Annotated in this window: 23 protein-coding genes and 1 pseudogene; 16 read left to right on the plus strand and 8 right to left on the minus strand. The window is 70.1% G+C overall.

The features are described from left to right. The first annotated feature begins 126 nt into the window (after positions 1 to 126). From QF034_RS18790 to pstB, 7 genes and pseudogenes are all read left to right on the plus strand, one after another. A complete protein-coding gene (locus tag QF034_RS18790; RefSeq protein WP_307176077.1) occupies positions 127 to 2,493 on the plus strand; it encodes an RNA degradosome polyphosphate kinase in 2,367 nt (788 codons plus the stop codon). Then, positions 2,474 to 3,608 (plus strand): annotated as a pseudogene (locus tag QF034_RS18795) (CHAD domain-containing protein). Before QF034_RS18790 ends, QF034_RS18795 begins: the two are co-directional and overlap by 20 nt. Next, positions 3,605 to 4,057, plus strand: a complete 453-nt coding sequence (locus QF034_RS18800) for an NUDIX hydrolase (RefSeq protein ID WP_307176078.1) — start codon at positions 3,605 to 3,607, stop codon at positions 4,055 to 4,057. The pseudogene QF034_RS18795 and the gene QF034_RS18800 overlap by 4 nt, the downstream one beginning before the upstream one ends. 239 nt (positions 4,058 to 4,296) lie before the next feature. Continuing rightward, positions 4,297 to 5,418, plus strand: coding sequence for a phosphate ABC transporter substrate-binding protein PstS (gene pstS, locus QF034_RS18805; RefSeq protein ID WP_307176079.1), 1,122 nt, complete (start codon positions 4,297 to 4,299; stop codon positions 5,416 to 5,418). Positions 5,419 to 5,523: 105 nt separating this feature from the next. Then, positions 5,524 to 6,525, plus strand: a complete 1,002-nt coding sequence (gene pstC, locus QF034_RS18810) for a phosphate ABC transporter permease subunit PstC (protein ID WP_086561773.1) — start codon at positions 5,524 to 5,526, stop codon at positions 6,523 to 6,525. Beyond that, a complete protein-coding gene (pstA, locus tag QF034_RS18815) occupies positions 6,522 to 7,580 on the plus strand; it encodes a phosphate ABC transporter permease PstA (RefSeq protein WP_307176080.1) in 1,059 nt (352 codons plus the stop codon). Before pstC ends, pstA begins: the two co-directional genes overlap by 4 nt. A gap of 71 nt (positions 7,581 to 7,651) precedes the next feature. Continuing rightward, the gene (gene pstB, locus QF034_RS18820) at positions 7,652 to 8,428 is read left to right on the plus strand and encodes a phosphate ABC transporter ATP-binding protein PstB (protein WP_086561775.1); all 777 of its coding nucleotides are present in this window, start codon (positions 7,652 to 7,654) and stop codon (positions 8,426 to 8,428) included. A gap of 116 nt (positions 8,429 to 8,544) precedes the next feature. Here pstB and QF034_RS18825 read toward each other — a convergent pair whose 3' ends face one another. Together QF034_RS18825 and QF034_RS18830 are read right to left on the minus strand one after the other, a co-directional pair. After that, entirely contained in the window at positions 8,545 to 9,543 is a 999-nt protein-coding gene (locus tag QF034_RS18825; protein WP_307176081.1) for an inorganic phosphate transporter, read from the minus strand. A gap of 8 nt (positions 9,544 to 9,551) precedes the next feature. Beyond that, entirely contained in the window at positions 9,552 to 10,172 is a 621-nt protein-coding gene (locus tag QF034_RS18830; RefSeq protein WP_059418711.1) for a DUF47 domain-containing protein, read from the minus strand. A 203-nt stretch (positions 10,173 to 10,375) separates the two neighbouring features. On the opposite strand from QF034_RS18830, the gene QF034_RS18835 reads away from it, so the two are divergent. Then, positions 10,376 to 10,744: a metal-sensitive transcriptional regulator gene (locus QF034_RS18835; RefSeq protein WP_274817386.1), complete on the plus strand. Its 369-nt coding sequence runs from the start codon at positions 10,376 to 10,378 to the stop codon at positions 10,742 to 10,744. Positions 10,745 to 10,750: 6 nt separating this feature from the next. Here the strand turns inward: QF034_RS18835 and QF034_RS18840 are convergent, their stop codons facing one another. Both QF034_RS18840 and QF034_RS18845 read right to left on the minus strand, forming a co-directional pair. Next, complete coding sequence (locus QF034_RS18840) at positions 10,751 to 10,921, minus strand: hypothetical protein (protein WP_307180118.1); 171 nt, start codon at positions 10,919 to 10,921, stop codon at positions 10,751 to 10,753. Between the two features lie 91 nt (positions 10,922 to 11,012). Beyond that, a complete protein-coding gene (locus QF034_RS18845) occupies positions 11,013 to 11,861 on the minus strand; it encodes an SCO4651 family lipoprotein (RefSeq protein ID WP_307176082.1) in 849 nt (282 codons plus the stop codon). Between the two features lie 138 nt (positions 11,862 to 11,999). Between QF034_RS18845 and QF034_RS18850 the strand changes: the two genes are divergently transcribed. Both QF034_RS18850 and QF034_RS18855 read left to right on the plus strand, forming a co-directional pair. Beyond that, positions 12,000 to 12,170, plus strand: coding sequence for a hypothetical protein (locus QF034_RS18850; protein ID WP_307180119.1), 171 nt, complete (start codon positions 12,000 to 12,002; stop codon positions 12,168 to 12,170). An 88-nt stretch (positions 12,171 to 12,258) separates the two neighbouring features. Continuing rightward, a complete protein-coding gene (locus QF034_RS18855) occupies positions 12,259 to 13,803 on the plus strand; it encodes an FAD-binding oxidoreductase (protein ID WP_307176083.1) in 1,545 nt (514 codons plus the stop codon). Positions 13,804 to 13,962: 159 nt separating this feature from the next. Here QF034_RS18855 and QF034_RS18860 read toward each other — a convergent pair whose 3' ends face one another. From QF034_RS18860 to QF034_RS18870, 3 genes are all read right to left on the minus strand, one after another. Next, positions 13,963 to 14,676, minus strand: a complete 714-nt coding sequence (locus QF034_RS18860) for a phosphatase PAP2 family protein (protein WP_307176084.1) — start codon at positions 14,674 to 14,676, stop codon at positions 13,963 to 13,965. Positions 14,677 to 14,921: 245 nt separating this feature from the next. Beyond that, positions 14,922 to 15,929 (minus strand): C40 family peptidase, encoded by a 1,008-nt coding sequence (locus QF034_RS18865; protein WP_307176085.1) that lies wholly within the window; start codon positions 15,927 to 15,929, stop codon positions 14,922 to 14,924. Positions 15,930 to 16,079: 150 nt separating this feature from the next. Further along, the gene (locus QF034_RS18870; RefSeq protein ID WP_307176086.1) at positions 16,080 to 16,820 is read right to left on the minus strand and encodes a trypsin-like serine peptidase; all 741 of its coding nucleotides are present in this window, start codon (positions 16,818 to 16,820) and stop codon (positions 16,080 to 16,082) included. A gap of 487 nt (positions 16,821 to 17,307) precedes the next feature. Between QF034_RS18870 and QF034_RS18875 the strand changes: the two genes are divergently transcribed. The 6 genes from QF034_RS18875 (at position 17,308) to QF034_RS18900 (ending at position 24,566) form a co-directional block, all read left to right on the plus strand. After that, positions 17,308 to 17,616, plus strand: a complete 309-nt coding sequence (locus QF034_RS18875; RefSeq protein WP_003991275.1) for a DUF8827 family protein — start codon at positions 17,308 to 17,310, stop codon at positions 17,614 to 17,616. 186 nt (positions 17,617 to 17,802) lie between these two features. After that, entirely contained in the window at positions 17,803 to 18,633 is an 831-nt protein-coding gene (locus tag QF034_RS18880; RefSeq protein WP_307176087.1) for a DUF8175 domain-containg protein, read from the plus strand. After that, the gene (locus QF034_RS18885) at positions 18,623 to 19,957 is read left to right on the plus strand and encodes a hypothetical protein (protein ID WP_307176088.1); all 1,335 of its coding nucleotides are present in this window, start codon (positions 18,623 to 18,625) and stop codon (positions 19,955 to 19,957) included. The genes QF034_RS18880 and QF034_RS18885 overlap by 11 nt, the downstream gene beginning before the upstream one ends. Then, the gene (locus tag QF034_RS18890) at positions 19,954 to 21,510 is read left to right on the plus strand and encodes an SCO6880 family protein (RefSeq protein ID WP_307176089.1); all 1,557 of its coding nucleotides are present in this window, start codon (positions 19,954 to 19,956) and stop codon (positions 21,508 to 21,510) included. Before QF034_RS18885 ends, QF034_RS18890 begins: the two co-directional genes overlap by 4 nt. Before the next feature lie 6 nt (positions 21,511 to 21,516). Beyond that, on the plus strand, positions 21,517 to 22,926 hold the full coding sequence (locus QF034_RS18895; protein ID WP_307176090.1) for an ATP-binding protein: 1,410 nt from the start codon (positions 21,517 to 21,519) through the stop codon (positions 22,924 to 22,926). A gap of 11 nt (positions 22,927 to 22,937) precedes the next feature. Further along, positions 22,938 to 24,566: a TraM recognition domain-containing protein gene (locus tag QF034_RS18900; RefSeq protein ID WP_307176091.1), complete on the plus strand. Its 1,629-nt coding sequence runs from the start codon at positions 22,938 to 22,940 to the stop codon at positions 24,564 to 24,566. On the opposite strand, the gene QF034_RS18905 is transcribed toward QF034_RS18900, so the two are convergent. Further along, positions 24,555 to 25,124 carry a GNAT family N-acetyltransferase gene (locus QF034_RS18905; protein WP_307176092.1) on the minus strand — a complete coding sequence of 190 codons (570 nt, stop codon included), beginning with the start codon at positions 25,122 to 25,124 and terminating at the stop codon, positions 24,555 to 24,557. The two genes, QF034_RS18900 and QF034_RS18905, sit on opposite strands and share 12 nt — an antisense overlap. Between the last annotated feature and the right edge of the window lie 22 nt (positions 25,125 to 25,146).

Raw genomic sequence — 25,146 nt, forward strand, 5'->3', positions numbered from 1 at the left:
CAACCTGTGGACGGCCGTGCGCCCTGCCCGGCCGCCCTCTCCCGGACCCCCGCGAGCCGCCCCGCGCTATCCCACACGTCATGTCGCCGTAACCATCGATTCAGACGGGCTTGCGAGGCTCGGCCAATGACTCCCGCCGTGCCAGAGCCTTCACCGCCCCCAGAGGGGCCTGGGAGGAACGGGACCACTCATGTGACGCCCCCGCTCCCGCCCGCGCTGTCCGACGCGCCCGTGATGCTCGCGGCGCGGAAGAATGGGGCCATGAGCCAGCCGAACACCCAGGCACAGGTCCAGCACGCGCAGCCCTCCGTGGGCTCCATAGCAGCCCACCGCCCGCACACCATCGCGGCGGCCGTCTCCGACCTCGAACCCGACATCGACGCCGACCTCGACGCGTACGAGGAGTCAGTGGTCGACGGTGTCCAACTGCCCCAGGGACGCTTCCTCGACCGGGAGCGCAGCTGGCTCGCGTTCAACGAGCGGGTCCTCGAACTCGCCGAGGACCCGAACACGCCCCTGCTGGAGCGGGCCAACTTCCTCGCGATCTTCGCCAGCAACCTGGACGAGTTCTTCATGGTCCGGGTGGCCGGTCTGAAGCGCCGTATCGCCACCGGCGTGGCCACCCGCTCCGCCTCCGGCCTCCAGCCGCGCGAGGTGCTGGAGATGATCTGGGCCCGCTCCCGCGAGCTCATGGCCCGGCACGCCGCCTGCTACCACGAGGACGTCGCCCCCGCACTCGCGGAGGAGGGCATCCACCTGGTCCGCTGGAGCGAGCTCCAGGAGAAGGAGCAGGCCCGCCTGTTCACCCTGTTCCGGCACCAGATCTTCCCCGTCCTGACCCCGCTGGCGGTCGACCCGGCCCACCCCTTCCCGTACATCTCCGGCCTGTCCCTGAACCTGGCCGTGGTCGTACGGAACCCGGTCACGGGCCACAAGCACTTCGCCCGCGTGAAGGTGCCGCCGCTGCTGTCCCGCTTCCTGGAGAGCTCCCCGGGCCGCTACGTCCCCATCGAGGACGTCATCGCCGCCCACCTGGAAGAGCTGTTCCCGGGCATGGAGGTACTGGAGCACCACGCCTTCCGCCTCACCAGGAACGAGGACCTGGAGGTCGAGGAGGACGACGCGGAGAACCTGCTCCAGGCCCTGGAGAAGGAGCTCATGCGGCGCCGCTTCGGCCCGCCGGTGCGCCTGGAGGTCGAGGAGTCCATCGACCGCGAGGTCCTGGACCTGCTGGTGCGCGAGCTGAAGATCAGCGAGGCCGAGGTGTACCCGCTGCCGGGCCCGCTGGACCTCACGGGCCTGTTCCGGATCGCCTCACTCGACCGGCCGGAGCTGAAGTACCGCAAGTTCGTCGCCGGCACCCACCGCGACCTCGCCGAGGTCGAGTCGGCGTCCGCGCCGGACATCTTCGCCGCCCTGCGCGAGCGCGACGTCCTGCTGCACCACCCGTACGACTCGTTCTCCACCTCCGTCCAGGCCTTCCTGGAGCAGGCGGCCGGCGACCCGGACGTCCTCGCGATCAAGCAGACCCTGTACCGGACCTCGGGCGACTCGCCCATAGTCGACGCCCTCATCGAGGCCGCCGAGACCGGCAAGCAGGTCCTCGTCCTGGTCGAGATCAAGGCCCGCTTCGACGAGCACGCCAACATCAAGTGGGCGCGCAAGCTGGAGGAGGCCGGCTGCCACGTGGTCTACGGCCTGGTCGGCCTGAAGACCCACTGCAAGCTGTCCCTCGTGGTCCGCCAGGAGGGCGAGACGCTCCGCCGCTACAGCCACGTCGGCACCGGCAACTACCACCCGAAGACCGCCCGCCTCTACGAGGACCTCGGCCTGCTCACGGCCGATCCGCAGGTCGGCGCGGACCTCTCGGACCTCTTCAACCGCCTCTCGGGCTACTCCCGCCGCGAGACCTACCGCCGGCTGCTCGTCGCCCCCAAGTCGCTGCGCGACGGTCTGGTCTCGCGCATCACCAAGGAGATCCAGCACCACCGCGCCGGACGGCCCGCGTACGTCCGTATCAAGGTCAACTCGATGGTCGACGAGGCCGTCATCGACGCCTGCTACCGCGCGGCCCAGGCGGGCGTGCCGGTGGACGTGTGGGTGCGCGGCATCTGCGCGCTGCGCCCGGGCGTGGCGGGCCTGTCGGAGAACATCCGCGTCCGCTCCATCCTCGGCCGCTTCCTCGAACACTCCCGTGTCTTCGCCTTCGGCAACGGCGGCGACCCCGAGATCTGGTTCGGCAGCGCCGACATGATGCACCGCAACCTCGACCGCCGGATAGAGGCCCTGGTCCGGGTCACCGACCCGGCCCACCGGGCGGCCCTGAACCGGCTGCTGGAGACCGGCATGTCCGACGCCACCGCCTCCTGGCACCTCGGCCCGGACGGCGACTGGACCCGGCATGCGACCGACGCGGACGGCCAGCCCCTGCGCAACGTCCAGGAGATGCTCATAGACGCCCGGAGGCGCCGGCGTGGCAAAGCAACACCTTGACCCGACGGACCCCCTGGCCGGGCCCGCCCCCACCGGGGACACCCTCGCGGGCTACCTGAGGGCCCAGGCCACGGAGTTCCTCCGCGCGCTGCGCCTGCACCGGGAGACCGGTTCCGGGGCGAACGGCTCGGAGGCGTCCGTCGAGGCGGCCCGCGCGCTGCGCCGCTCGGCCCGCCGCATCAGCGCCGGCCTGCACACGTTCCAGCCCCTCCTCGACACGGACTGGTGCGAGGGCATGCGCCCCGAACTGGCCTGGGTCTCGGGCACGCTGGCCATGGAACACGCGTACACGTCCCGCCCTGGAACGCCTGCTGAACGCCTTGCACCGCTTGTCGGGCTCCACGGCGTTGCCTGCCCAGGTGGGTAGTGACCCCGCCTCAGCTGCGGGCAGTCGTGCCGCTGGGGCGGCGCCCGTCCCAAAGAGAGCGGCACCCCGTCACGCCGAGCTGCGCAACCCCCCGACCCCAGCACAAGAACGCGGCAACCTGACAGTAGGAGCAGCAAAAGCCGGCGCTTTGCTGGACCGCCAACTGACATTGGCCCGCACCCGAGCCCACTCCACCGCCCTGCAAGCCCTGGGCTCCAGCCGCTTCCACGCCATCGCGGACAAGGTCGCCGTCCTCGCCAGCGAGGTCCCCCTCACCCCGGCCGCGGCCACCGCGGACCTCCGCCCCCTCGCCGCCGCCGCGCAGGACCGCCTCACCGACGCCGTGACCGCCCTCCCCCTCGTCACCGCGGGCCACCCGTACAACGCCGCCGCGCTCATCCACGGCCTCTCCCCGGACACGGTCCCGCACCCCCAGGACGCCCCCTGGCACCAGGTCCGCCTGCTCCTGCGCCTGCACCGCTACGCCCGCGAAGCCGTCAGCGGCCCCAAGGGCAACGCCGTCGTCGACCTGCGCCTGCTCTCCGCCGGCCAGGCCCTGAACCGCCACCGCGACGCCTCGGAGGCGTCGGCAGCGGCGGCCCAGGCGGCCCGTACCCCCCGGATCGCACCGGCCACGGCCTACGCCCTCGGCGTGCTCCACGCCGACCAGCGGCACGAGGTGGAGGCGGCACGCTTCGCCTTCCAGCAGGCCTGGCAGAAGGAAAAGGAAGCGGTGAGCACCCGGTGAGTTCGAGTTCCGGCCCCGAGGACACCACCGTGCAGGCGGCCGGCTGCGTCCTGTGGCGCCGCTCCCCCGGCACCGGTGGGCTGGAGCTCTGCCTGGTGCACCGGCCGAAGTACGACGACTGGTCCTGGCCGAAGGGCAAGCTGAAGCGGGGCGAGGAGCCGCTCGCCGGCGCCCTGCGCGAGGTGGCGGAGGAGACGGGCTGCCGGGCCGAGCCGGGCGCCGAGCTGCCCACCCAGCGCTACCGGGCGGACGGCCGCCCCAAGCAGGTCCGCTACTGGGCGGCCGAGGCGGTCTCCTGCGCGTTCGCCCCGACGGACGAGGTGGACCGCGTGCTGTGGCTGACACCTGTCGCCGCCCGCGCCCGCCTCACCCAGCCCCACGACCGTCCCCTGGTCGACGCGCTGCTCACCGTGCTGAACCCGCCGGAACAGGCCGGAAAAGCGGACTGAAGCCCTCAGGTCCGGAAAGCGGAACCCTCACGTGCTCTCCCCGTAAGCATTCCGTGACCTAACCACACCGTCGGCAGGGGTTCACCCCTCGTTCATGTCGGGCCATCGGCGCCTTCATCTCATCTGCCTAATTTCGGCCGTACCAGATGCGAGCCGCGCCTGCCGTGCGCGGCCTCGTCCCGCGACACCCAGACTTCGCACGCCGCCGATCAGGACGGCGGCTCCTGGAAGGAACTCAAGTGAAGCTTCAGCGCATGAACCGGCGGGCCCTCGCTCTCGGTGCTCTCGCCGTCTCCGGCGCCCTGGCCCTCACGGCGTGCGGCTCCGACGAAACCGGCACCCCGGGCGGAGGCTCCTCCAACGCCGCCGCGCCGAGCAACATCAAGTGTGACGACGCCTCGGGCCAGGTGCTCTCCGACGGCTCCTCCGCGCAGAAGAACGCGGTCGACGCGTGGGTCAAGCAGTTCTCGGCGGCCTGCAAGGTGGAGATCAACTACAAGGCCGGCGGTTCCGGTGCCGGTGTCACCGCGTTCACGCAGGGCCAGGTCCCCTGGGCCGGTTCGGACTCGGCGCTGAAGCCCGACGAGGTCGCGGCCTCCAAGAAGATCTGCTCCGGCGGCCAGGGCATCGACCTGCCGATGGTCGGCGGCCCGATCGCCGTCGGCTACAACGTCCCGGGCGTCGACAAGCTCGTCCTGGACTCGACGACGATCGCCAAGATCTTCGACAGCAAGATCACCAAGTGGAACGACCCGGCGATCGCGAAGCTGAACCCCGACGCGAAGCTGCCCAACCTCAAGATCCAGGCGTTCCACCGCTCGGACGAGTCCGGCACGACGGACAACTTCACCAAGTACCTGATCGCCACCGCCAAGAAGGACTTCCCCTACGAGGGCGGCAAGGCCTGGCAGGCCAAGGGCGGCCAGTCCGCTCCGCAGTCCTCCGGCGTCGCCGCGCAGGTCAAGCAGACCGCCGGCGCGATCGGCTACTTCGAGCTGTCGTACGCCAAGGACGGAATCAAGACCGTCGCCATCGACACCGGCGCCGCCGAGCCGGTCGAGGCCACCGTCGACAACGCCACCAAGGCGATCTCGGAGGCCAAGGTCGTCGGCACCGGCAAGGACATGGCGCTGCAGCTGAACTACGGGACCAAGGCCGACAACGCCTACCCGATGGTCCTGGTGACGTACGAGATCGTCTGCGACAAGGGCAACAAGGCCGAGACCCTGCCCGCGGTCAAGGCGTTCCTGCGCTACGCGGCCTCGGAGGACGGCCAGAAGATCCTCGCCGAGAACGACTACGCGCCCATGCCCGACGAGATCATCACCAAGGTTCGCACGACCGTCGAGAGCCTGAGCTGACCTGAGTGCGGTCCGGTCCCCCCCGGCGGGGGCCGGACCGCACCGTCCGGTGCACCGCCGCCAAGGGCCGCACAGCACGTGCGGTTCCGCAGACCGGAGAACCCGATGGACACAACACAGATAGCTGACGCACCTCCCCCCACGCAGCCGTCCACGGCCGAGCAGAAGCGCGCGGCCCGTGGCGCCACCCGACCCGGAGACCGGATCTTCCTCGGTCTGTCCCGCGGCTCGGGCATTCTGCTGCTGGTGATCATGGCCGCGATCGCGGGCTTCCTCACCTACCGCGCCGTCCTCGCCATCAGCAAGGACGACGGCAACTTCCTGACCACCTTCCAGTGGAACACCGGTGTCAACCCGCCGGTCTTCGGCATCGCGGTCCTGGCCTACGGCACGATCGTCTCCTCGATCATCGCCATGGTCATCGCGGTCCCGGTCTCGGTCGCCATCGCGCTGTTCCTCACCCACTACGCCCCGCGCCGGCTGCGCGGCCCCATCGCCTATGTGATCGACCTGCTGGCCGCCGTGCCGTCCATCGTCTACGGCCTGTGGGGCGCCCTGGTCCTCGTCCCGCACATGAACGGCCTCTTCGGCTGGCTGAACGACTACCTCGGCTGGACCGGCGTCTTCTCCTGGCAGGGCGGCGCCGCGCGCTCCATGCTCACCGTGGGCATCCTCCTCGCGATCATGATCCTGCCGATCATCACCAACGTGAGCCGCGAGGTCTTCCGCCAGGTCCCGCAGATGCACGAGGAGGCCGCCCTGGCGCTCGGCGCCACCCGCTGGGAAGTGATCCGCATGGCGGTCATCCCCTTCGGCCGCTCCGGTGTCATCTCGGCCTCGATGCTCGGCCTCGGCCGCGCCCTCGGCGAGACGATGGCCGTCGCCACCGTGCTCTCGCCCGACTTCCTGATCCACACCAGCCTGCTCGACCCGGGCGGCGGCACCTTCGCCCAGAACATCGCCAGCAAGTTCAGCGAGGCCACCGAGTTCGGCCGTGACGCGCTGATCGCCTCCGGTCTGGTCCTGTTCGTCATCACCCTGCTGGTCAACGGCGCGGCCCGCGCGATCATCGCCCGCCGCAAGGAGTACTCGGGGGCCAACGCATGAGCACCACACCCTCCCTCACCGCCAAGCGCCCCAGTACCCTGCGCGGCGGCCATCTGCCCAAGTGGGCTCCGTGGGCCATCGCCGCCGGATCCGTCGCCCTCGGACTCGGCGTCAGCGCCGCCGCCGGCCTGCACAGCAGCGTCCAGTGGGCGCTGATCGCCGCGATCCTGTACGTCCTCGGTACGTACGTCATCGCGGCCCGGGTCGAGAACCGCCGCCAGGCCAAGGACCGCGTGGTCACCTCGCTGGTGTGGGTCGCGTTCCTGCTCGCCGTGGTGCCGCTGGCCTCGCTGGTGTGGTCGACCGTCCAACGCGGCGTGAAGGTCCTCGACGTCTACTTCCTGACCCACTCGATGGGCGTGATCGCCGACTCGGAGACGGGCGGCGGCATCTACCACGCCATTCTCGGCACGCTGGAGCAGGTCGGCCTCGCCACGCTGATCGCCGCGCCGGTCGGCGTGCTCACCGCGATCTACCTGGTGGAGTACGGGCGCGGCAACCTCGCCCGGGCCGTCACCTTCTTCGTCGACGTCATGACCGGCATCCCGTCGATCGTCGCCGGCCTGTTCATCCTCAGCCTCATGCTGATGTTCGACATGGAGCCCTTCGGCTTCGCCGGGTCGCTCGCCCTCGCCATCCTGATGATGCCGGTCGTCGTCCGCTCCACGGAGGAGATGCTCAAGCTCGTCCCGAACGAGCTGCGCGAAGCCTCTCTCGCGCTCGGCGTGCCCAAGTGGCGCACCATCCTGAAGGTGGTCCTGCCGACCTCGCTCGGCGGCATCACCACGGGCATCATGCTGTCCATCGCCCGCATCGCCGGTGAGACCGCGCCCGTGCTGCTGCTGGTGTTCGGCAGCAAGTTCATCAACGCCAACCCCTTCGAGGGCGCGCAGGCGTCGCTCCCGCTGTACATCTACCAGCAGTACGGATCGGGCGAGGTCACAGCGTACGACCGCGCCTGGGCGGCGTCGCTCACCCTGATCGCCTTCGTGATGATCCTGAACCTGGTGGCCCGCGGCATCGCCCGCTGGAAGGCCCCGAAGACCGGTCGCTGAAGCATCGATGTGCGGCTACCGCCGCGTGGCGACCACAGCGACCGATCTGACTGTCTGGAAGTGAAGTAATCATGGCCAAGCGAATCGACGTAAGCGGACTGACCGCCTACTACGGCTCCCACAAGGCGATCGAGGACATCTCGATGACCGTCGAGCCCCGCTCGGTGACGGCGTTCATCGGCCCGTCCGGATGCGGCAAGTCGACGTTCCTGCGCACGCTGAACCGTATGCACGAGGTGACGTCCGGCGGCCGCGTCGAGGGCAAGGTGCTCCTCGACGACGAGGACCTCTACGGCACGGGCATCGACCCGGTGTCGGTCCGCCGCGAGGTCGGCATGGTGTTCCAGCGGCCGAACCCGTTCCCCACCATGTCGATCTTCGACAACGTGGCGGCGGGCCTGCGGCTGAACGGCAGCTACAAGAAGAGCGAGCTCGCCGACATCGTCGAGCGCTCCCTCAAGGGCGCGAACCTCTGGAACGAGGTCAAGGACCGCCTGAACAAGCCCGGCTCGGGCCTCTCCGGCGGTCAGCAGCAGCGTCTGTGTATCGCGCGGGCGATCGCGGTCGAGCCGAACGTCCTGCTCATGGACGAGCCCTGCTCGGCCCTGGACCCGATCTCCACCCTCGCCATCGAGGACCTGATCGGCGAACTGAAGGAACGGTTCACGATCGTCATCGTCACGCACAACATGCAGCAGGCGGCGCGCGTCTCCGACCGCACGGCGTTCTTCAACCTCGCGGCGGTCGGCCAGCCCGGCAAGCTCATCGAGATCGACGACACGGAGCGCATCTTCTCCAACCCGTCGGTCCAGGCCACGGAGGACTACATCTCCGGCCGCTTCGGCTGAGCCGCCCTCGCCAAGACCCCTCGCGGTGCTGCATGGCGGTGCCACCGCGAGGCCGAAAAGGGCCCGCCCCTCTCCCAGGGGCGGGCCCGTTCGCGTACGTGCTGGTTCCGGTTCGGCTACAGGAACGCCAGACTCACGACCCCGTACGAAGCCGCGGCCACGATCGCCGCGGCCGGCATCGTGATGAACCACCCCAGGATGATGTTCTTGGCGACACCCCACCGCACAGCGTTCACCCGCTTCGTCGCCCCGACCCCCATGATCGCCGAGGTGATGACATGCGTCGTCGAAATCGGCGCCTTGAACAGGAACGCGGTGGCGAACATGATCGACGCCCCCGTCGTCTCCGCCGCGAACCCCTGCGGCGGATCCAGCTCGATGATCTTCCGCCCCAGCGTCCGCATGATCCGCCATCCACCGGCATACGTGCCCAGCGACAGCATCACCGCACAGGCGATCTTCACCCAGACCGGAATCGGGTCGCCGTAGTCCTCGACATCCGCGATGACGAGCGCCATCACCACGATGCCCATCGTCTTCTGCGCGTCCTGAAGGCCGTGCCCCAGCGCCATCCCGGCCGCCGAGACGGTCTGCGCGATGCGGAACCCGCGCTTGGCCTTGTGCGGGTTGGCCTTCCGGAATATCCACATGATCGCGGTCATCACCAGGTAGCCGGCCACCAGACCGACCACCGGGGAGATGAACATGGGGATGACGACCTTGTCCAGCACCCCGCTCCAGTAGACCGTCGTCCCGCCGGCCAGCGCGGCACCGACCATCCCGCCGAACAGCGCGTGCGAGGAGGACGAGGGCAACCCGAAGTACCACGTGATGAGGTTCCAGACGATCGCTCCCACCAGCGCGGCGAAGAGGATGCCCATCCCCTTCGACCCGGTGGGTGTCTGGATCAGGCCCTCACTGACCGTCTTGGCGACCCCGGAGCCCATGAACGCACCGGCGAGGTTCATCACCGCGGCCATGGCCAGCGCGGCCCTCGGCGTCAGGGCCCGCGTCGACACGGACGTGGCGATCGCGTTCGCCGAGTCGTGGAAACCGTTGGTGTACGTGAAGAACAGCGCGACCGCGATGGTCACGACCAGAGCAAAGGTGTCCATGGACGGGCTCAGGACTCCTTTACGGCGATGGTCTCCACCGTGTTAGCCACGTGCTCGAACGCGTCCGCCGCCTCTTCCAGCACGTCCACGATCTGCTTGAGCTTGAGGACCTCCATGGCGTCGTACTTGCCGTTGAAGAGGTGCGCCAGCAGCTTGCGGTGGATCTGGTCGGCCTGGTTCTCCAGCCGGTTGACCTCGATCCAGTACTCGGTGAGGTTCTCCATCGTGCGCAGGTGCGGCATCGCTTCGGCCGTCAGTTCGGCCGCGCGCGCCAGCACCTCGATCTGCTGGTCGACGCCCTTGGGCAGTTCCTCGACGTTGTAGAGGACGACCAGGTCGACGGCCTCCTCCATGAAGTCCATGATGTCGTCGAGGGACGAGGCGAGGGAGTAGATGTCCTCGCGGTCGAACGGCGTGATGAAGGAGGAGTTCAGCTGGTGGAAGATCGCGTGCGTGGCGTCGTCACCTGCGTGTTCCGCTGCCCGCATACGCTCTGCGATCTCGGCTCGGGCGGAAGCGTCCGCCCCGAGCAGTTCCATCAGGAGTTTCGAGCCCGTGACGATGTTGTCCGCGGATGCGGCGAACATGTCGTAGAAGCTCGTCTCCCTGGGGGTCAGACGAAAGCGCACGTGGGGTCCTCGGCTTGCTTCGGTTTCGGTCAGGCTGATGCTAGGCGCATCATTCGGCCACGGCTATCGGGCCGCCCACCAGTGTCGCCCATCGGGCACAGTGATGAGCACGGGGGCGGTCCAAGGCCCGTATACCCCGCAAAGTTCGGTACCATATACCCACTAGGGGTATATGTCGGCGCACAGCCCACCAGGAGGACGCGATGACGGACGTGACCGACGTTACGGATGCCGGAGATGTCACGGATGTCACCGCCGGGGCGGACGTCGTGACCGACCACGACCGGGGCGTGCACGGGTACCACAAACAGAAGGACGAGCACCTCAAGCGCCTGCGCCGCATCGAGGGGCAGATCCGCGGCCTGCAGCGGATGGTCGACGAGGACGTCTACTGCATCGACATACTCACCCAGGTCTCCGCCTCCACCAAGGCCCTGCAGTCCTTCGCCCTGCAACTGCTGGAGGAGCACCTGCGGCACTGCGTCGCCGACGCCGCCGGCAAGGGCGGTGACGAGATCGACGCGAAGGTGAAGGAAGCGACCCAGGCGATCGCCCGCATGCTGCGGACGTGAGTCCACTCAGTCCGCGGAGGTGTCCCGCTCCTCGGCCACTTTCAGCACCTCGTCGATGCTCTCCAGGCTGAGCCGCTCCTCGTCGGCGGTCGAAGCCGCGATGATCAGCTCTCCGCACAGCTCGATCTCGGCGAGGGCCACGTGGTCCTGAACTGCCGTACCGCCGACCGGAGCCACGTGCATCACCTCGTCTCTGCCGTTACCGACTTCCTAGAGTAGGGAGCGGCCTACACACCGCGCATGGCACGGACGGGCTAGTTCGCGCCGGTCAGTCCTCGGCGATCTTGCCCGCGAAGATGTCGTCGGTGTCCGGCAGCCGGACGCGCACCGAGGCCCCGAAATCGTAGAGCAACGTGGTCGAGGCGACGGCCACGGGGCTCTTCTGCCCGCCCACGAAACTGAAGCGGTGCCGGACCTTGCGGATCCGCCCCTCGTCGTCGAGGTAGACGTCGAACGGCACTTCGGCCGTGGCGAACCCTTTCGCCGCCGCGCTGAGGGACGCTTTGTTGCCGTCGGAGGCCTTCTTCGCGGCGGCGCCGAGATCCGCGGTGCCCCGGTAGTGCCGCACCCCGGTGCCCGCGACCTCGGTCCGGCCCACGAACGTCGCCGACCGCGCCCCGCGCAGCACCTCGGCCGCGGCGAACGGATCCGTGGCCCCGCCGGTGACGAGGTTCCCGTCCGACAGGGTCCGCGTCTCCACCCGCACCCACTTGTCCGGGGGCACACCGGCGCCCCGGTTCTTCATGAAGAGCGCTCCCGGCGCGAGCAGTTCGGTGATGGGCCGGCGCTCGGTGGCCCCCGCGGGATCCTGCGGCAGCAGCACCTTCAGCTGCCCCATCCGCTTCCGGTAGTCGTATGCCCCCGCGCCCCGGATGGTCACCCGGGTCCCGCCGGCGGCCATCTCCATCGACGTACGGGCCTTCGAACTCCCCGCCTCCACCAGCCGGTCCGCGGCCCGGTGCAGCACGACGACCGCGTCCCCGCCCCGGGCATCACCGGCCAGCGCGTCACCGCCCGCGCACCCTCCGGCCCCCAGCCCCACCCCGGCCACGACGCCGGCCGCGACGACCGCCGCACCCGTCCGCCTGTGCCGCCGTTCCCGCTGCCGCCCAGTCATCGCCTGCCTACCCCCAGCCGGTACGTCCGTCACGGGCCCCCTTGTTGTTCCGCTTAACGACCGGTATGTGCCCCCGTCACGCGAGCCCGCGGGAGTCGGCATACGAAGCCTTTACCCGGGCTGGGTAACGTGGTCGCCGTGGCGCAGCAGGACGGGCTGGAACCTCCCCCCAACCTCCCGGAACACCGCACGACGACACAGGACAAGGGCCCCTTCTGCATGGCCCGCTGCACCTGCGGCTGGTCCGGCCCGGCCAGACGAGCGAGAAGCCAGGCCCGCACGGACGCGGAGAACCACCGGGCCGGCTGACGCGGTCGCGCCACCGGGGCGGCGGGGTCCGTATGGAACCCTCACCCCCACCGCCCCGTCTCCCACGACGGAACCACCGGGAGGCCCCATGGAACGGCGTACATTCCTCGCAGTCGGCACGGCGGGCATCGCCGCGGCCGCAACCCCACTCACCGCCGCCTGCACGACATCGGACACCCGCTCCAGGACCACGGCCACCGCCAGAACCACCACCACGAAAACCGCCGCCGCCGACTGGTCCGCCCTCGCGCGCGACCTCGACGGCCCCCTCGTCCGCCCGGGCGACACCGACTGGAAGACGGCCCGGCAGCTCTACAACACCCGCTTCGACACGCTCAAGCCCGCCGCGGTCGCGTACGTGTCCCACCCGGACGACATCCGCACCGCCCTGGCCTACGCCCGCGGCCACGCCCTGCGCGTGGCGATCCGCAACGGCGGCCACTCCTACGCCGGCTGGTCCTCCGGCGACGGCCGACTGATCATCGACGTCTCGAAGCTCAACCGCGTCCGGGCCTCCGGCAACACGGCGGTGGTCGGCGCCGGCGCCAAACTCATCGACGTCTACCGCGCGCTGGCCGCGAAGGGCGTCACGATCCCCGCCGGCTCCTGCCCCACCGTCGGCGTCTCCGGTCTCACCCTCGGTGGCGGACACGGCGTGGTCTCCCGCGCCTACGGCCTGACCTGCGACAGCCTCACCCGGGCCACCCTGATCACCGCTGACGGCAAGCAGCTCACCGCCGACGCCCGCGAGCACAAGGACCTCTTCTGGGCCCTGCGCGGCGCCGGCAACGGCAACTTCGGCGTGGTGACGGAACTGCACTTCACGACCCACCCGGCCCCGCAGGGCGTCTCGGCGTACCTGTCCTGGCCGGGGTCGAAGGCGGCGGCGGTGGTGAAGGCCTGGCAGGAGTGGGGCCCCTCGCAGCCCGACGAGATCTGGTCCTCCCTCCACCTGGCGAACGCCGCCGGCGGCAACCCGACCGTCTCCGTCGCGGCCTTCTCCCTCGGCACCTACGGCGAGCTCCAGAACGCGGTCGACCGCCTCGCCGACCGCGTCGGCGCCCCGGCGAGCAGCGTCTCCCTGAAGCGCCGCTCGTACGAGGAGTCGATGGAGGTCTACGCCGGCTGCTCCTCGTTCCCTACGGACGCCCAGTGCCATCTGCCCGGCTCGACCCCGGGCCGTTCCCCGAAGGGCGCGCTGGGCCGCGAGACGTACGCGGCGGCGTCCGACTTCTTCGACCGCTCCCTCTCGGCGGCCGGTATCCGCACCCTGCTGTCCCAGATCAGGTCGGTACGCGGCGGCACGGGCAGCATCGCCCTCACGGCCCTCGGCGGAGCGGTGAACCGGGTCTCGCCGACGTCCACGGCCTTCGTCCACCGCCGCTCGCGCATGCTGGCCCAGTACATCGCCGCCTGGCGTCCCGGCACGACGGGCACCACGGCCCGCGACTGGCTGGCCTCCGCCCACAAGTCCATGCGCCCGCACGCCTCAGGCGCGGCCTACCAGAACTACACGGACCCGACCCTCACCAACTGGCGCAAGGCGTACTACGGCGACGCGGCACCCCGCCTGACGAAACTGAAGAACGAATACGACCCGAACCGCTTCTTCACGTACCCGCAGGCGCTGTAAGCCGAGCTGCGGGCGCTCGTGCCGCTCAGCTGCGGGCAGTCGTGCCTCTCCCAGTGCCTTGAGGGCCTGGGAGGCGCCCCCAGGGCGGCACGGGTGGGCGCAGCGGCACCCCGCTCCGCCGGGCCGCGCAACGCCCCGCCCCAGCCCCAACGCCGAGAACTAAGCAGCAAGGTCCCGCTCGGACGCCCCGGCCCGCTCACTCCGCGCCCCGGGAAGCACCGCATCCGATGTATCCCCACCGACCCCGCGCCCACGAGCCCGCACAAGCCACCCCATCCGAGGCGACCGCTCAACCGCCCGCGCAACAGGCGTCAACAGCGCCATCGCCACCGGCGACAACAGCAACGCCACAGCCGTCCCCAGCGCGAACCCACCCACGACATCCGTCGGGTAGTGCACACCCATGTAGACGCGAATGAACCCGCCGAACACGGCCAGCACCAACGCGACCAGCCCGAACTTCCGGTTCGCGACGAACAGTCCGACCGCCATCGCCATGACGATCGTCGCGTGGTCGCTCACGAACGAGTAGTCGTTCTTGCCGGTGACGAGCACCTCGAGCCCCTGATGGTCGAGGAACGGCCGGGGCCGCTCCACGAACCCCCGTATCGGCACGTTGACCAGCACGGCGACACCCGCCGCGAGCGGCGCCCAGACCAGCGCCGCGACGGAGGACGCCGCGTCCTCCTCGCCCCGGCGCCGCACGGACCACCAGCACCAGAGCACGAGCAGGACGATGGCGAGCAACAACCCGTACTCGCCGACGAACTCCATGACCCGGTCGAACCACGGCGGCGCGTCCTTGGCCAGGCCATTGATGTCATAGAGCAGGTCGACGTCGGGGTTCGACCCGGATTCGGCGAGTCCAGCCATGGTGCTGCGGCCCCTTCGTCGTCTCTCCCGGCGCACCTGAGTGTGCGCCGTTCCTGCCACCCCCGTGGTTGTAGATCCGCTTCCGCTGCACGCGTCCCTGACACGTGCCGACTCGCGTCCGCTCGGCTACGTCACCAGGAACGCACGGTCCCCGCTGATACGTTCCACACTCCACCGAATGATCACCCAGACGTTATCGAAGAGAGACACGTCTTCGCAGCTCAGGGGGCGGGTTCACGCTCGGCTCACACCCTCGTGGGCAGTGCTTTCGCGCCATCTTCGGTGACCCGGGTGGCCCCGAAGTAGTCGGGGGTGTCGATCGGGTCGAACCGGATCACCGCACCCGTTCGCGGCGCGTCGATCATGTACCCACCTCCGACATAAATACCGACATGCCGGATGGCACGCGAATTGGTGAGGTCGTCCGAGAAGAACACGAGGTCACCGGGGAGCAGTTCGTCCCGCGCGGGATGCGGCCCGGCGTTGTACTGGTCGTTGGCGACGCGCGGCAGCTTGATGCCGACGGTCTCGTAGGCGGCCTGGGTCAGTCCCGAGCAGTCGAAGCGTCCGCCCTGCTCAGCGGTGCCGGTGCCGCCCCACAGGTAGGGCGTGCCGAGTTTCTTCTGCGCGTACTCGATGGCGCCGGCGGCCTGCTCGGAGGGGTCGACCCGCCCGACGGGCGCCGCGAAGCTCTCCGAGAGCGTCGTGATCCTCTTCACGTAGTTCCGGGTCTCGGTGTACGGCGGCACGCCCCCGTACTTGATCACCGCGTACGCCCCCGCGTTGTACGCGGCCAGCATGTTTTCAGTCAGATTCCCGCCGACCTTCTTCACGTACGACGCGAGTTCGCAGTCGTACGAGGCGGCCGAGGGAATCGCGTCCTTCGGGTCCCACACGTCCCGGTCGCCGTCCCCGTCGCCGTCGATGCCGTGGGAGGCCCAGGTGCCGGGGATGAACTGCGCTATGCCCTGGGCGGCGGCCTGGCTCTGGGCCCTCGGGTTGAACCCGCTCTCCTGGTAGAGCTGGGCGGCGAGCAGCGCCGGGCTGATGGCGGGGCAGAGGTTGCCCCACTTCCTCACGAGGTCCGCGTACGCGGCGGGCACCGCCCCCTTGGCCAGCGCCTTCGCCCCACCGCCGACCCCGTTGACCAGATTCCCGGCGACGATGTAGACCCCGACGACGAGCAGCATCACGAAGGCCAGGGCGGAGCTGATCGCAACGCTCGCCACGATCCATGCCTTACGCACCGTCAACCGCCCCTCGCCGGCCAGGAGTCCGTCGCCTGGTCAGTGTAGAGGCGGCCGCCGTACGCCGGAATGATCACGGGGAGGGGAGTCGGGGCGGAAAGGGGAACACCCGAAAGCACGGGTCGGCACGGCGGGGGCACCCGGCGCACGGCCCCGTCACGCCTCACCGCCCGCCGCCTCCCGGTACAACCGTTCCGCCTCCGCACGGAGCACCACGCTGTAGGACACGTCGGGGGTCGTCCCGCCGTCGTCATGGCCGCCGAGGACGCCCACGACCTGCCCGTCCCCGTTCACCCAGGGGCTTCCGCTGGTACCGCCGGCGAACGCCGGGCAGGTGATGCGCTGCTGGCTGGGGCCGTGCGCCGTCGGCTTGTTGGTGCAGTCGACGGGCGTCTCGCGGGAGTCGGGGTATCCGGTGAGGGTCACGGCCGTCGCCCCGGTCGCCGTACCGGTGGTGAACCGGTACCCGCCGACGACGTCCTCGACCCCCTCCCCGCCCCGCGGCGCGACCACGCCGAACGCCACGTCACTGTCCTCCCGCCGCTCGTCGACCCACCCACGGGGCAGGAACCGCCGCTTCACCTTCCACACCCCGTAGGGCGCACGACCGTTGCGGTACCCGGGCACGAACACGAACGCCCCGCGCCCGTCCAGGCAGTGCGCCGCGGTGACGAGGACATCGCGGTTCGGCGCCCGCACCACGGACGCGGTGCAGAAGTGCGCCCCGGCCGGCCGGTCCGCCCGGCCGGCGGGGACGAGCACCCCGACCCGCGCGCTCCCCGCGACCGCCCCCGCGGTGACGGTCACCCCGAAGGGCCCGGCCCCGTCGTCGGCCGCCGCGGTGGACGCGGAGGTGAGGGCGACAAGGACCACGGCAAGGGAGAGGACTCGCTTCATCGGGGCCACTGTGACCGACGAAGGTGAGAGAAACGTGTGCCGCGGCTTCGTGACGGACCGTTACCGAAGGAACGCCGGACGAACGGGCCGCGGCAGGCCACCCAGCCGCGGCCCGTTCGCCGCGCCAGGTAGCCTTCACCCGGAGAACACCGGGACGACCACTCACCCGACCGACCGTCAGAAATGGTCCGGAAAGGTGACACAGGGCGTAGAAGGGCACAACGACGGAACCTCACGACAGGTTTCGCTCAGGCCTCATTGCCCGGCGTGACACGCCGTGATACACAGAGTGACCATACGATCCTTCGTGTACCGTCCGTCGCCCCCCTTAGGGGCCGACGGGGAACAGTGGCAAGGTATTCGTACGAAACCCGCCAATCAATGACGCCAAGTCGACATCCGGCAGCGTCATTGTCGGCGAGAATGAGGCCTGACCTCTGCACGACCGCAGAGGATGCGGAACTACCCAACAGGGGCGGTGACTTACATGCTCTTTGCGGCCGACAAGGGAGACATCAACACGATCATCGGCGGGATCGCTCCGGACTGGGGTCCCTTCGGCAGCCTGGGCAACGAGGCCAAGGTGATGATCGAGGTCGTGATGGCGGTGGCCATCCTGCTCTGCCTCGGCATCGCCATCTGGGGCGCCGCCAAGCAGCGCATCGGTGCCACCGCCCTGCGGGACACCTTCAGCGCGGAGCAGGGCAAGGGCCTCATCATCGCGGGCCTCACCGGGGTCTTCATCATCGGCTCACTCGGCACGCTCTTCACCATCGTGTACGGCATGGCCGTGTAGGCCGGGCCCCACCCGCCCCGGCCGGGCACGCCCGGCTCCCCCTCCCTCCCACCCGCCCGTCGTGCCCACCGGCGAAGGTTGCGTTTCCCTGATGTCGAGTCACCACACCGCGCCCGCGCGGGAACCAGCACGGCTACCGTCGTACGAGGAGTACGAGCGGTACGACGTCGAGGGGGCGTACGCGGCATGAGTCTCGGTGACGAGCACGAGGCCTCCGGCGGCTACGGCGGCACGGGCCAGACCCGCACCCGCCTGCCCGACACCGGATCCGACCCCTACGGCACCCCCCGCCGCCCCCGCTCGTCGTCCCGCAGCCTGGTCACGGTGGTCGGCGTAGTGGTCCTCCTCATCGCCGCGATCGCCTTCGCGAACCGCGGCGACGACGACCCCTCCTCCACGGGCACCAACCCGGCCAAGCCGGAGACGACAGCCACGGCCCCCTCCGGCCAACGCCCCGTCCAGTCCAAGTCGGCGGCCGGCATCCCCTCAGGCTTCGCCCAGAACCAGGAGGGGGCGGAGAGCGCGGCGGCGAACTATGCGGTGGTGCTGGTCTCGGCCGACATCCTCAAGCCCGCGCGGCGCCCCGAGATCGTCCGTCAGGTGTTCGACGCCGGCAGAGTCTCCGAGCTGGAGAGAAACCTCGACCAGGTGTACGACAAGGCGTTCCTGGACAAGGTCGGCCTGGACGCGAACGGCAACGCGCCCAAGGGCAGCACGTACGTCTCCCGCACCATGCCGGTCGGCACCAAGGTCACCGACTACGGGGGCAGCACCGCCACCGTCGAGGTCTGGTGCACGGGCGTCTACGGAATGACGGGGGAGAGTTCGCAGAACCCGGTCACCAGCGACTGGTTCACCATGACCCTCCAGTTGCGCTGGGCCGACGGCGACTGGAAGGTCGACAGCTTCTCCCAGAAGGAAGGCCCCGCACCGGTCAACGGCGACAACAAGGTGTCGACGTCGGACGTCATCTCCAAGGCCGTCGAGGAGTTCGGAGGGTTCACGTATGCCCGGTAGCCCGCGCCGCGCAGCCAAGCTCGCCGCGACCCTCACAGCCGTACCGGCCGCCGTCGTCCTGCTCGCCGGACGAGCTGTCGCCGCCCCCACACCGTCGCCCACACCCAGCAACGACAACTGCTCCCTGCTCTCCGGCAGGGCCCGGGAGATCTGCGAAGGTGACACCGGCAGCGGCGGCGGATCCGGCGGCGGCACCTCCCGCCTCGACCCCACCTCCACCCTCGACCCCCTCTCCTCCCTCGCCAAGGGCTGTGCCGACGCCGCCGCCTGGACCGTCGACAAGCTCAGCGACGCCGTGAAGGAGACGGCGAACGTCGACTTCACGAACCCCAAGTTCCTCCAGCAGTACGCCGTCGTCTTCGCCGCGTCGACGATCCTCACGCTCCTCCTCTGGCTCCTGGCCGTCGCCAAGCGAGCCGTCCGCGGCGTCCCCCTCACCACCGCCCTCTCCGAGGCCATCGGCTTCCTCTGGCTGACCGTGCTCGCCTCCGCCTTCACCCCCCTGATCCTCTACACGGTCGTATCGGCCACCGACGGCGTCACCGAGGTCCTCGCCAAAGCCACCGGCGACCAGACCGACGCCTTCTTCGGCACGTTCTCCGAGGCCCTCGACAAGGGCGAGGACATCGGCGGCGGCCCGATCATGCTGATCGTCGTCTCCCTGGTCAGCATCCTCGCCGCCGGCGTGCTCTGGCTGGAGCTCGTCATCCGGGCGGCGCTCCTCTACGTCGGCGCCCTCCTCGGCACCGTCGTCTACGCCGGCCTCGTCGACAAGAACCTGTGGGGCCACGTCCGCCGCTGGGCCGGCATCATGATCGCCGTCATCCTGGTCAAGCCGGTGATCGTCATCGTCCTCGGCCTCGCCGGCGCGCTCTCCGCCGACGACGGCCCCGACGCCTTCTCCGCCGTCGTCTCCGGCCTCGCCATCATCCTGCTCGCCATCTTCGCCAGCGCGATGATCTACCGCTTCGTCCCCGGCTTCGGCGACGAGATCGCCGGCTCCCGCAACAACCGCATCATGCAGGGCGCCGAGGGCAAGGCCGCCGCGGTCATCAGTTCCCCGGCCTCCCTGGTCGCGCAGGGCATCAAGACCCACAGCACCCGCGCCGACAACAACGGCGGAGGCAGCCAGTCCTCCGCCCCGCGCCCCAGCAACCCCGCCTCCGGCGGCGTCGCCGCGCACAGCTCGCGCCCCTCGAACGGCGGCGGCGGATCCGTCCCCTCCGCCGCACCCGCCCCCCGTTCGAGCAACCCCGTCAACACTCCCCACGCCAGCAGCACCCGCAACAGCAGTACCAACCGCACGGGAGGTGAAGGGCGTTGACGACCGAGTCCCACGTGTCCCATCCGGTCACGCCCCGCCGTACGTATCTGATCGGCCGCGCCCGGCCGAACGCGATCATCGGCCGCAACCGCGAGACCGGCGAGATCGCCCTGATCGTCGTCGGCGCGTTCCTCGGCATGATGTGCGGGCTCCTCGTCCCCGTGCTGTCCCTGCGCATCGTGCTGCTCGCCGGATTCCCGATGCTGGCCCTGGCCGCCGTGTACGTGCCGTACAAGCACCGCACGTTCTACAAGTGGTTCGAGATCAACCGCAGCTACAAGCGCACCCTGAAGCAGGGCGCCACCTACCGCTCCTCCGTCATCGAGGCCGGCACCCGGCTCGACGGCCGCGAGGTGGAGGTCGGACCGCCCCCGGGCATCGGCCGCATCACCTGGCTGGCCGCCCCCTTCGGCCCCGACGAGATCGCCGTCCTGCTGCACGCCGACCGCAAGACCGTCACCGCCGCCATCGAGATCGAGGGCCCCGGCGTCGGCCTGCGCGACTCCGAGGACCAGGAGGCCCTCGTCGACCGCTTCGGCACCCTGCTCAAGCACGTGGCCAACGGCGACGGCTTCGTCACCCGCCTGCAGATGCTCGCCCGCACCCTCCCCGCCGACCCGGACGCCCACGCCAAGGACGTCGCCGTCCGCGGCGACGACAAGGCACCGCCGTGGCTCCAGCAGTCCTACGACCAGCTGCAGTCGATGGTGTCCACCAGCAGCGAGCAGCACCGCGCCTACCTCGTCGCCTGCATGCACTACACCCGCGACCTCGCCGCCGAGGCGGGCGCCATGGCGCGGGCCGCCCGCGCCCACGGCGGCAAGGTCGACCGGGACGCCGGACTCGCCGTCGTCATGGCCCGCGAGCTGACCGACATCTGCTCGCGCCTCCAGGAGGCCGACATCCGCGTCCGGCAGCCGCTCGGCCAGAGCAGACTGTCCTCGCTGATCCACTCCATGTACGACCCGGACCACCCGATCGACCACATCCAGGCGATGACGAAACGTAATGCCTGGCCGGCCGAGCTGGACGCCATGGAGCCCACCTACCTCCAGGCCAAGACCCGCGAGTCCTCCACCCGCGCCCCCTGGTGCCACGCCACGGCCTGGGTGAAGGAGTGGCCGATGACCCCCGTCGGCGTCAACTTCCTCGCTCCGCTGCTCGTCCACACCCCGGACGTCATCCGCACGGTCGCCGTCACCATGGACCTCGAACCCACCGAGGTCGCCATCGAACGCATGCTCACGGAGAAGACCAACGACGAGGCCGAGGCGTCCCGCGCCGCCAAGATGAACCGCACCGTCGACCCGCGCGACGTGGCCGCCCACTCCCGGCTCGACCAGCGCGGCGAGGACCTCGCCAGCGGCGCCGCCGGAGTGAACCTCGTCGGCTACATCACCGTTTCCTCGCGTTCCCCCGAGGCCCTCGCCCGCGACAAGCGGACGATAAGGGCCTCCGCAGGCAAGTCGTACCTGAAGCTGGAATGGTGCGACCGCGAACACCACCGCGCCTTCGTGAACACCCTTCCCTTCGCCACCGGCATTCGGAGGTAGGACCTGATGCGGGACCCGCTGTCCGTCCTCACCGACGCCTTCACGTCCTTCCTCTTCGGGAAGGTCGAGACGACCCGGCTCCCGGTGCGCACGTCCACGGGCCAGGCCCAGGCGGTCTACCTCCCGACCGCCGCCCCCGGCCTCGGCGACTCGGGCGTCATCATCGGCCGCGAGGTGTACTCCGGTAAGGGCTACATCTACGACCCCTTCCAGCTCTACGGCCAGCAGCTCCCCGCCCCCCACTGGCTGGTCCTCGGCGAGTCCGGCAACGGCAAGTCGGCGCTGGAGAAGACGTACGTCCTGCGCCAGCTCCGCTTCCGCGACCGCCAGGTCGTCGTCCTGGACGCCCAGGGCGAGGACGGCGTCGGCGAATGGAACCTCATCGCCCAGGAGCTGGGGATAACTCCCATCCGCCTGGACCCGATGGCCGCCCTGGACATGGGCATCCGCCTCAACCCGCTCGACCCCGCGATCACCACCACGGGACAGCTCGCGCTGCTCCGCACGATCATCGAGGTCGCCATGGGCCACGGCCTGGACGAACGCTCCGGCTTCGCCCTCAAGGTCGCGCACGCCTACGTCAACGAGACCATCGTCGACCGCCAGCCGGTCCTCACCGACATCGTCGAGCAGCTGCGCCACCCCGAGCCCGAGTCGGCCGAGGCGATGAACGTCGCCATAGACGACGTACGGGCCTGGGGCCTGGACGTCGCCCTGGTCCTGGACCGTCTCGTCGACGGTGACCTGCGCGGCATGTTCGACGGCCCGACCACGGTCGGCATCGACCTCGACGCCCCGCTCATCGTCTTCGACCTGTCCCACATCGACCGCAACTCCATCGCCATGCCCATCCTCATGGCGATCGTCGGCGTGTGGCTGGAGCACACCTGGATCCGCCCCGACCGGAAGAAGCGCATCTTCCTGGTCGAGGAGGCCTGGCACATCATCAACAGCCCCTTCGTCGCCCAGCTGTTCCAGCGTCTGCTGAAGTTCGGCCGGCGACTGGGCCTGTCGTTCGTCGCGGTCGTCCACCACCTGTCCGACGTCGTCGACGGCGCGGCGGCGAAGGAGGCCGCGGCCATCCTGAAAATGGCCTCGACGAGGACGATCTACGCCCAGAAAGCCGACGAGGCGAGGGCCACGGGCAGAGTCCTCGGCCTGCCCCGCTGGGCGGTCGAGATCATCCCCACCCTCACCCCCGGCATCGCCGTCTGGGACGTCAACGGCAACGTCCAGGTCGTCAAACACCTGGTCACGGAGACCGAACGCCCCCTGGTCTTCACCGACCGCGCGATGACCGAGTCCTCCGCCGACCGCGAGGACGACGCCCTGCGCGCCGCCGAACTCGAGGCGGAGGAACGGGCGGCGGCCTTCGTGGAGCACCACCTGGGCGACTCCGAATCGACGGTGGCGTAGGGGGAGGACGCGTGAGACCGGACGACCGCCGCATCCAGCGCGACAGCCAGGGAGGCATCCCCGACGGCCTGCTGGTCGGCATACTCGCGTTCCTCCTCGGCATGACCCTGCTGGTGTGGACGGCCACCGGCCTCGCCGCCCTGTTCGCCCACGGCTCCTGGCCGTCCGGCGTCACCTTCGCCCGCACGCCCCTGGCCATGCGCGGCCTCATCGCCCAGCCCCACGACATCCCCGGCGCCTGGCCCGACACGCCCCCCGGCGAACTCTCGGGCTACGGCCTGTTCTGGGGCCTGTTCATCGGCCAGCTGATGATCCTGATCGTCCTGACGGTGTTCGTGATGGGCACGCTGGCCAGATGGCGGGCGGTCCGGGCGAGGCGCCGGGCGGAGAGGATGGCGGCGGCGGATGCGGCGGGGCTTGTCCACGGGCCCGGTGGGCCGACGCAGCACGAGATGCCGACGCCAGAGCAGCACAGGGCCCCGACCCCGACGCACCACGAAGCCCCCGCATCGACGCAGCACATGGCGCCGACACCCACGCACCACGACGCCCCCACGCCGGCGCAGCACGCGGCACCAACACCCACACCGCACGACGTACAGACACCGACGCAGCACACCACCGCCACGTCGGCGCAGCACGACGTCCCCACGCCCCGCCGTGCAGTTCCCGAACCCAGCCCTGCTTCTCTGCTGGGCCCGGAACGGGTGGGCGGGTGGGAAAAGATCCTCGTAGCCCCAAGGGAAACCCGCCAAACCACCGCCACCCAGGCGGTACGCGACGCCGAGGGCCCGGCCCTCATCGTCACATCGAACCCGACCGTCTGGCAGGAAACCAAAGACGCAAGGGCCAAACTCGGCCCCACACACCTCTACGACCCCACCCACCTCTGCACCACCCCGGCCCGCCTCCACTGGTCCCCCACAGCCGGCTGCGAGGACAAGGCCACAGCCACGGGAAGAGCAACCGCCCTCCTCGCCCCCGTCCGCCCCACCGCCAAACTCGACCAGGCCCTCAGCGACACCGCCGAGACACTCCTGCGGAGCTATCTGCACGCCGCCGCCATCGACGGCCGCACCATCCGCCACGTCCACCGCTGGTCCCAGGGCACCCAGATCCAGGACGCCGTACGCATCCTCCGTACCAACCCCAAGGCCGCCCCCGGCTCCGCGGGCGAACTCGAAGGCGCCCTCACCGCCCACCCCGAACGCCGCGACATGGCCCAGCAGCTGACGACCCGTGCCCTCGCGGCCCTCTCCACGGTCAACATCCGCGAGGCCTGCACTCCCAACCGAAATGATGCCCTCGCCCTGGATTCCTTCGTCGACGAAGGGGGCACGCTTTATGTGGTGGGTGAATCCATCGAGGACCCCAGGACACACCCGGGCGCGATGCCCCTCCTGACGGCCCTCGTCTCCAGCGTGGTCGAGCGCGGCCGGCACATGGCCGAACGGTCATCCTCCGGTCGCCTCGACCCACCATTCACCCTCGTCCTGGACGACGTCGCCGCCGTGGCCCCACTTCCCCAGCTCCCGGAGCTGCTGGCCACCGGAGCGGACCGGGGCATGCCGACCCTGGCTCTGCTCCGCTCCCGCGAACAGGGCCGCGCCCGCTGGCCGCACGACGAACTACCGGTCTGAGAAGGGCACCCCCACCGCGCTCCGCTCGAGCACGAACTCCAACTCCCGCTCCTCGGAATCCCCGAGCGGCACGACCAGCCCGCTCGGCTCGAACCCCACCCGCCGGTAGAACCGCTGCGCCCGCCCGTTCTCCTCGTGCACGATGAGCCGCACCCGCTCAAGACCCCGCCCCCACGCCCACTCCAGGGCCGCGTCGAACAGCACCTCGGTCAGCCCGCTCCCGCGCTCCTCGGGCCGTACGAACACGCCGACGACGTGCCCTTGCTTCCGCTCCACCGGAAACCCGGCCCAGTCCGTCGTCCCGGGCTCCTCCACCAGCACGGTCAGCGTGCCCACCCACCGCCCGTCGGGCCCCTCCGCGATGATCTGCTGAGCCTTGTCGGCCCCTTCGGCGCCCCCGGCCGTCCGCTCCTGCCAGAAGGAGTCCGGCCGGGCCTCGGCCTCCTCGTACGTCTCCAGGAAGGCCAGGTGCGCCACCGGATCCCGCAGCGCCGCGAGCCGCAGCTCCTTCGCCGCAGGCCACTCATCAGCACGGACGGACCGGATCACATAGCTCATGCGGGCAACGGTAGTACCCGGG

It is taken from the genome of Streptomyces africanus (genome assembly GCF_030816955.1).
Taxonomy (GTDB): Bacteria; Actinomycetota; Actinomycetes; order Streptomycetales; family Streptomycetaceae; genus Streptomyces; species Streptomyces africanus.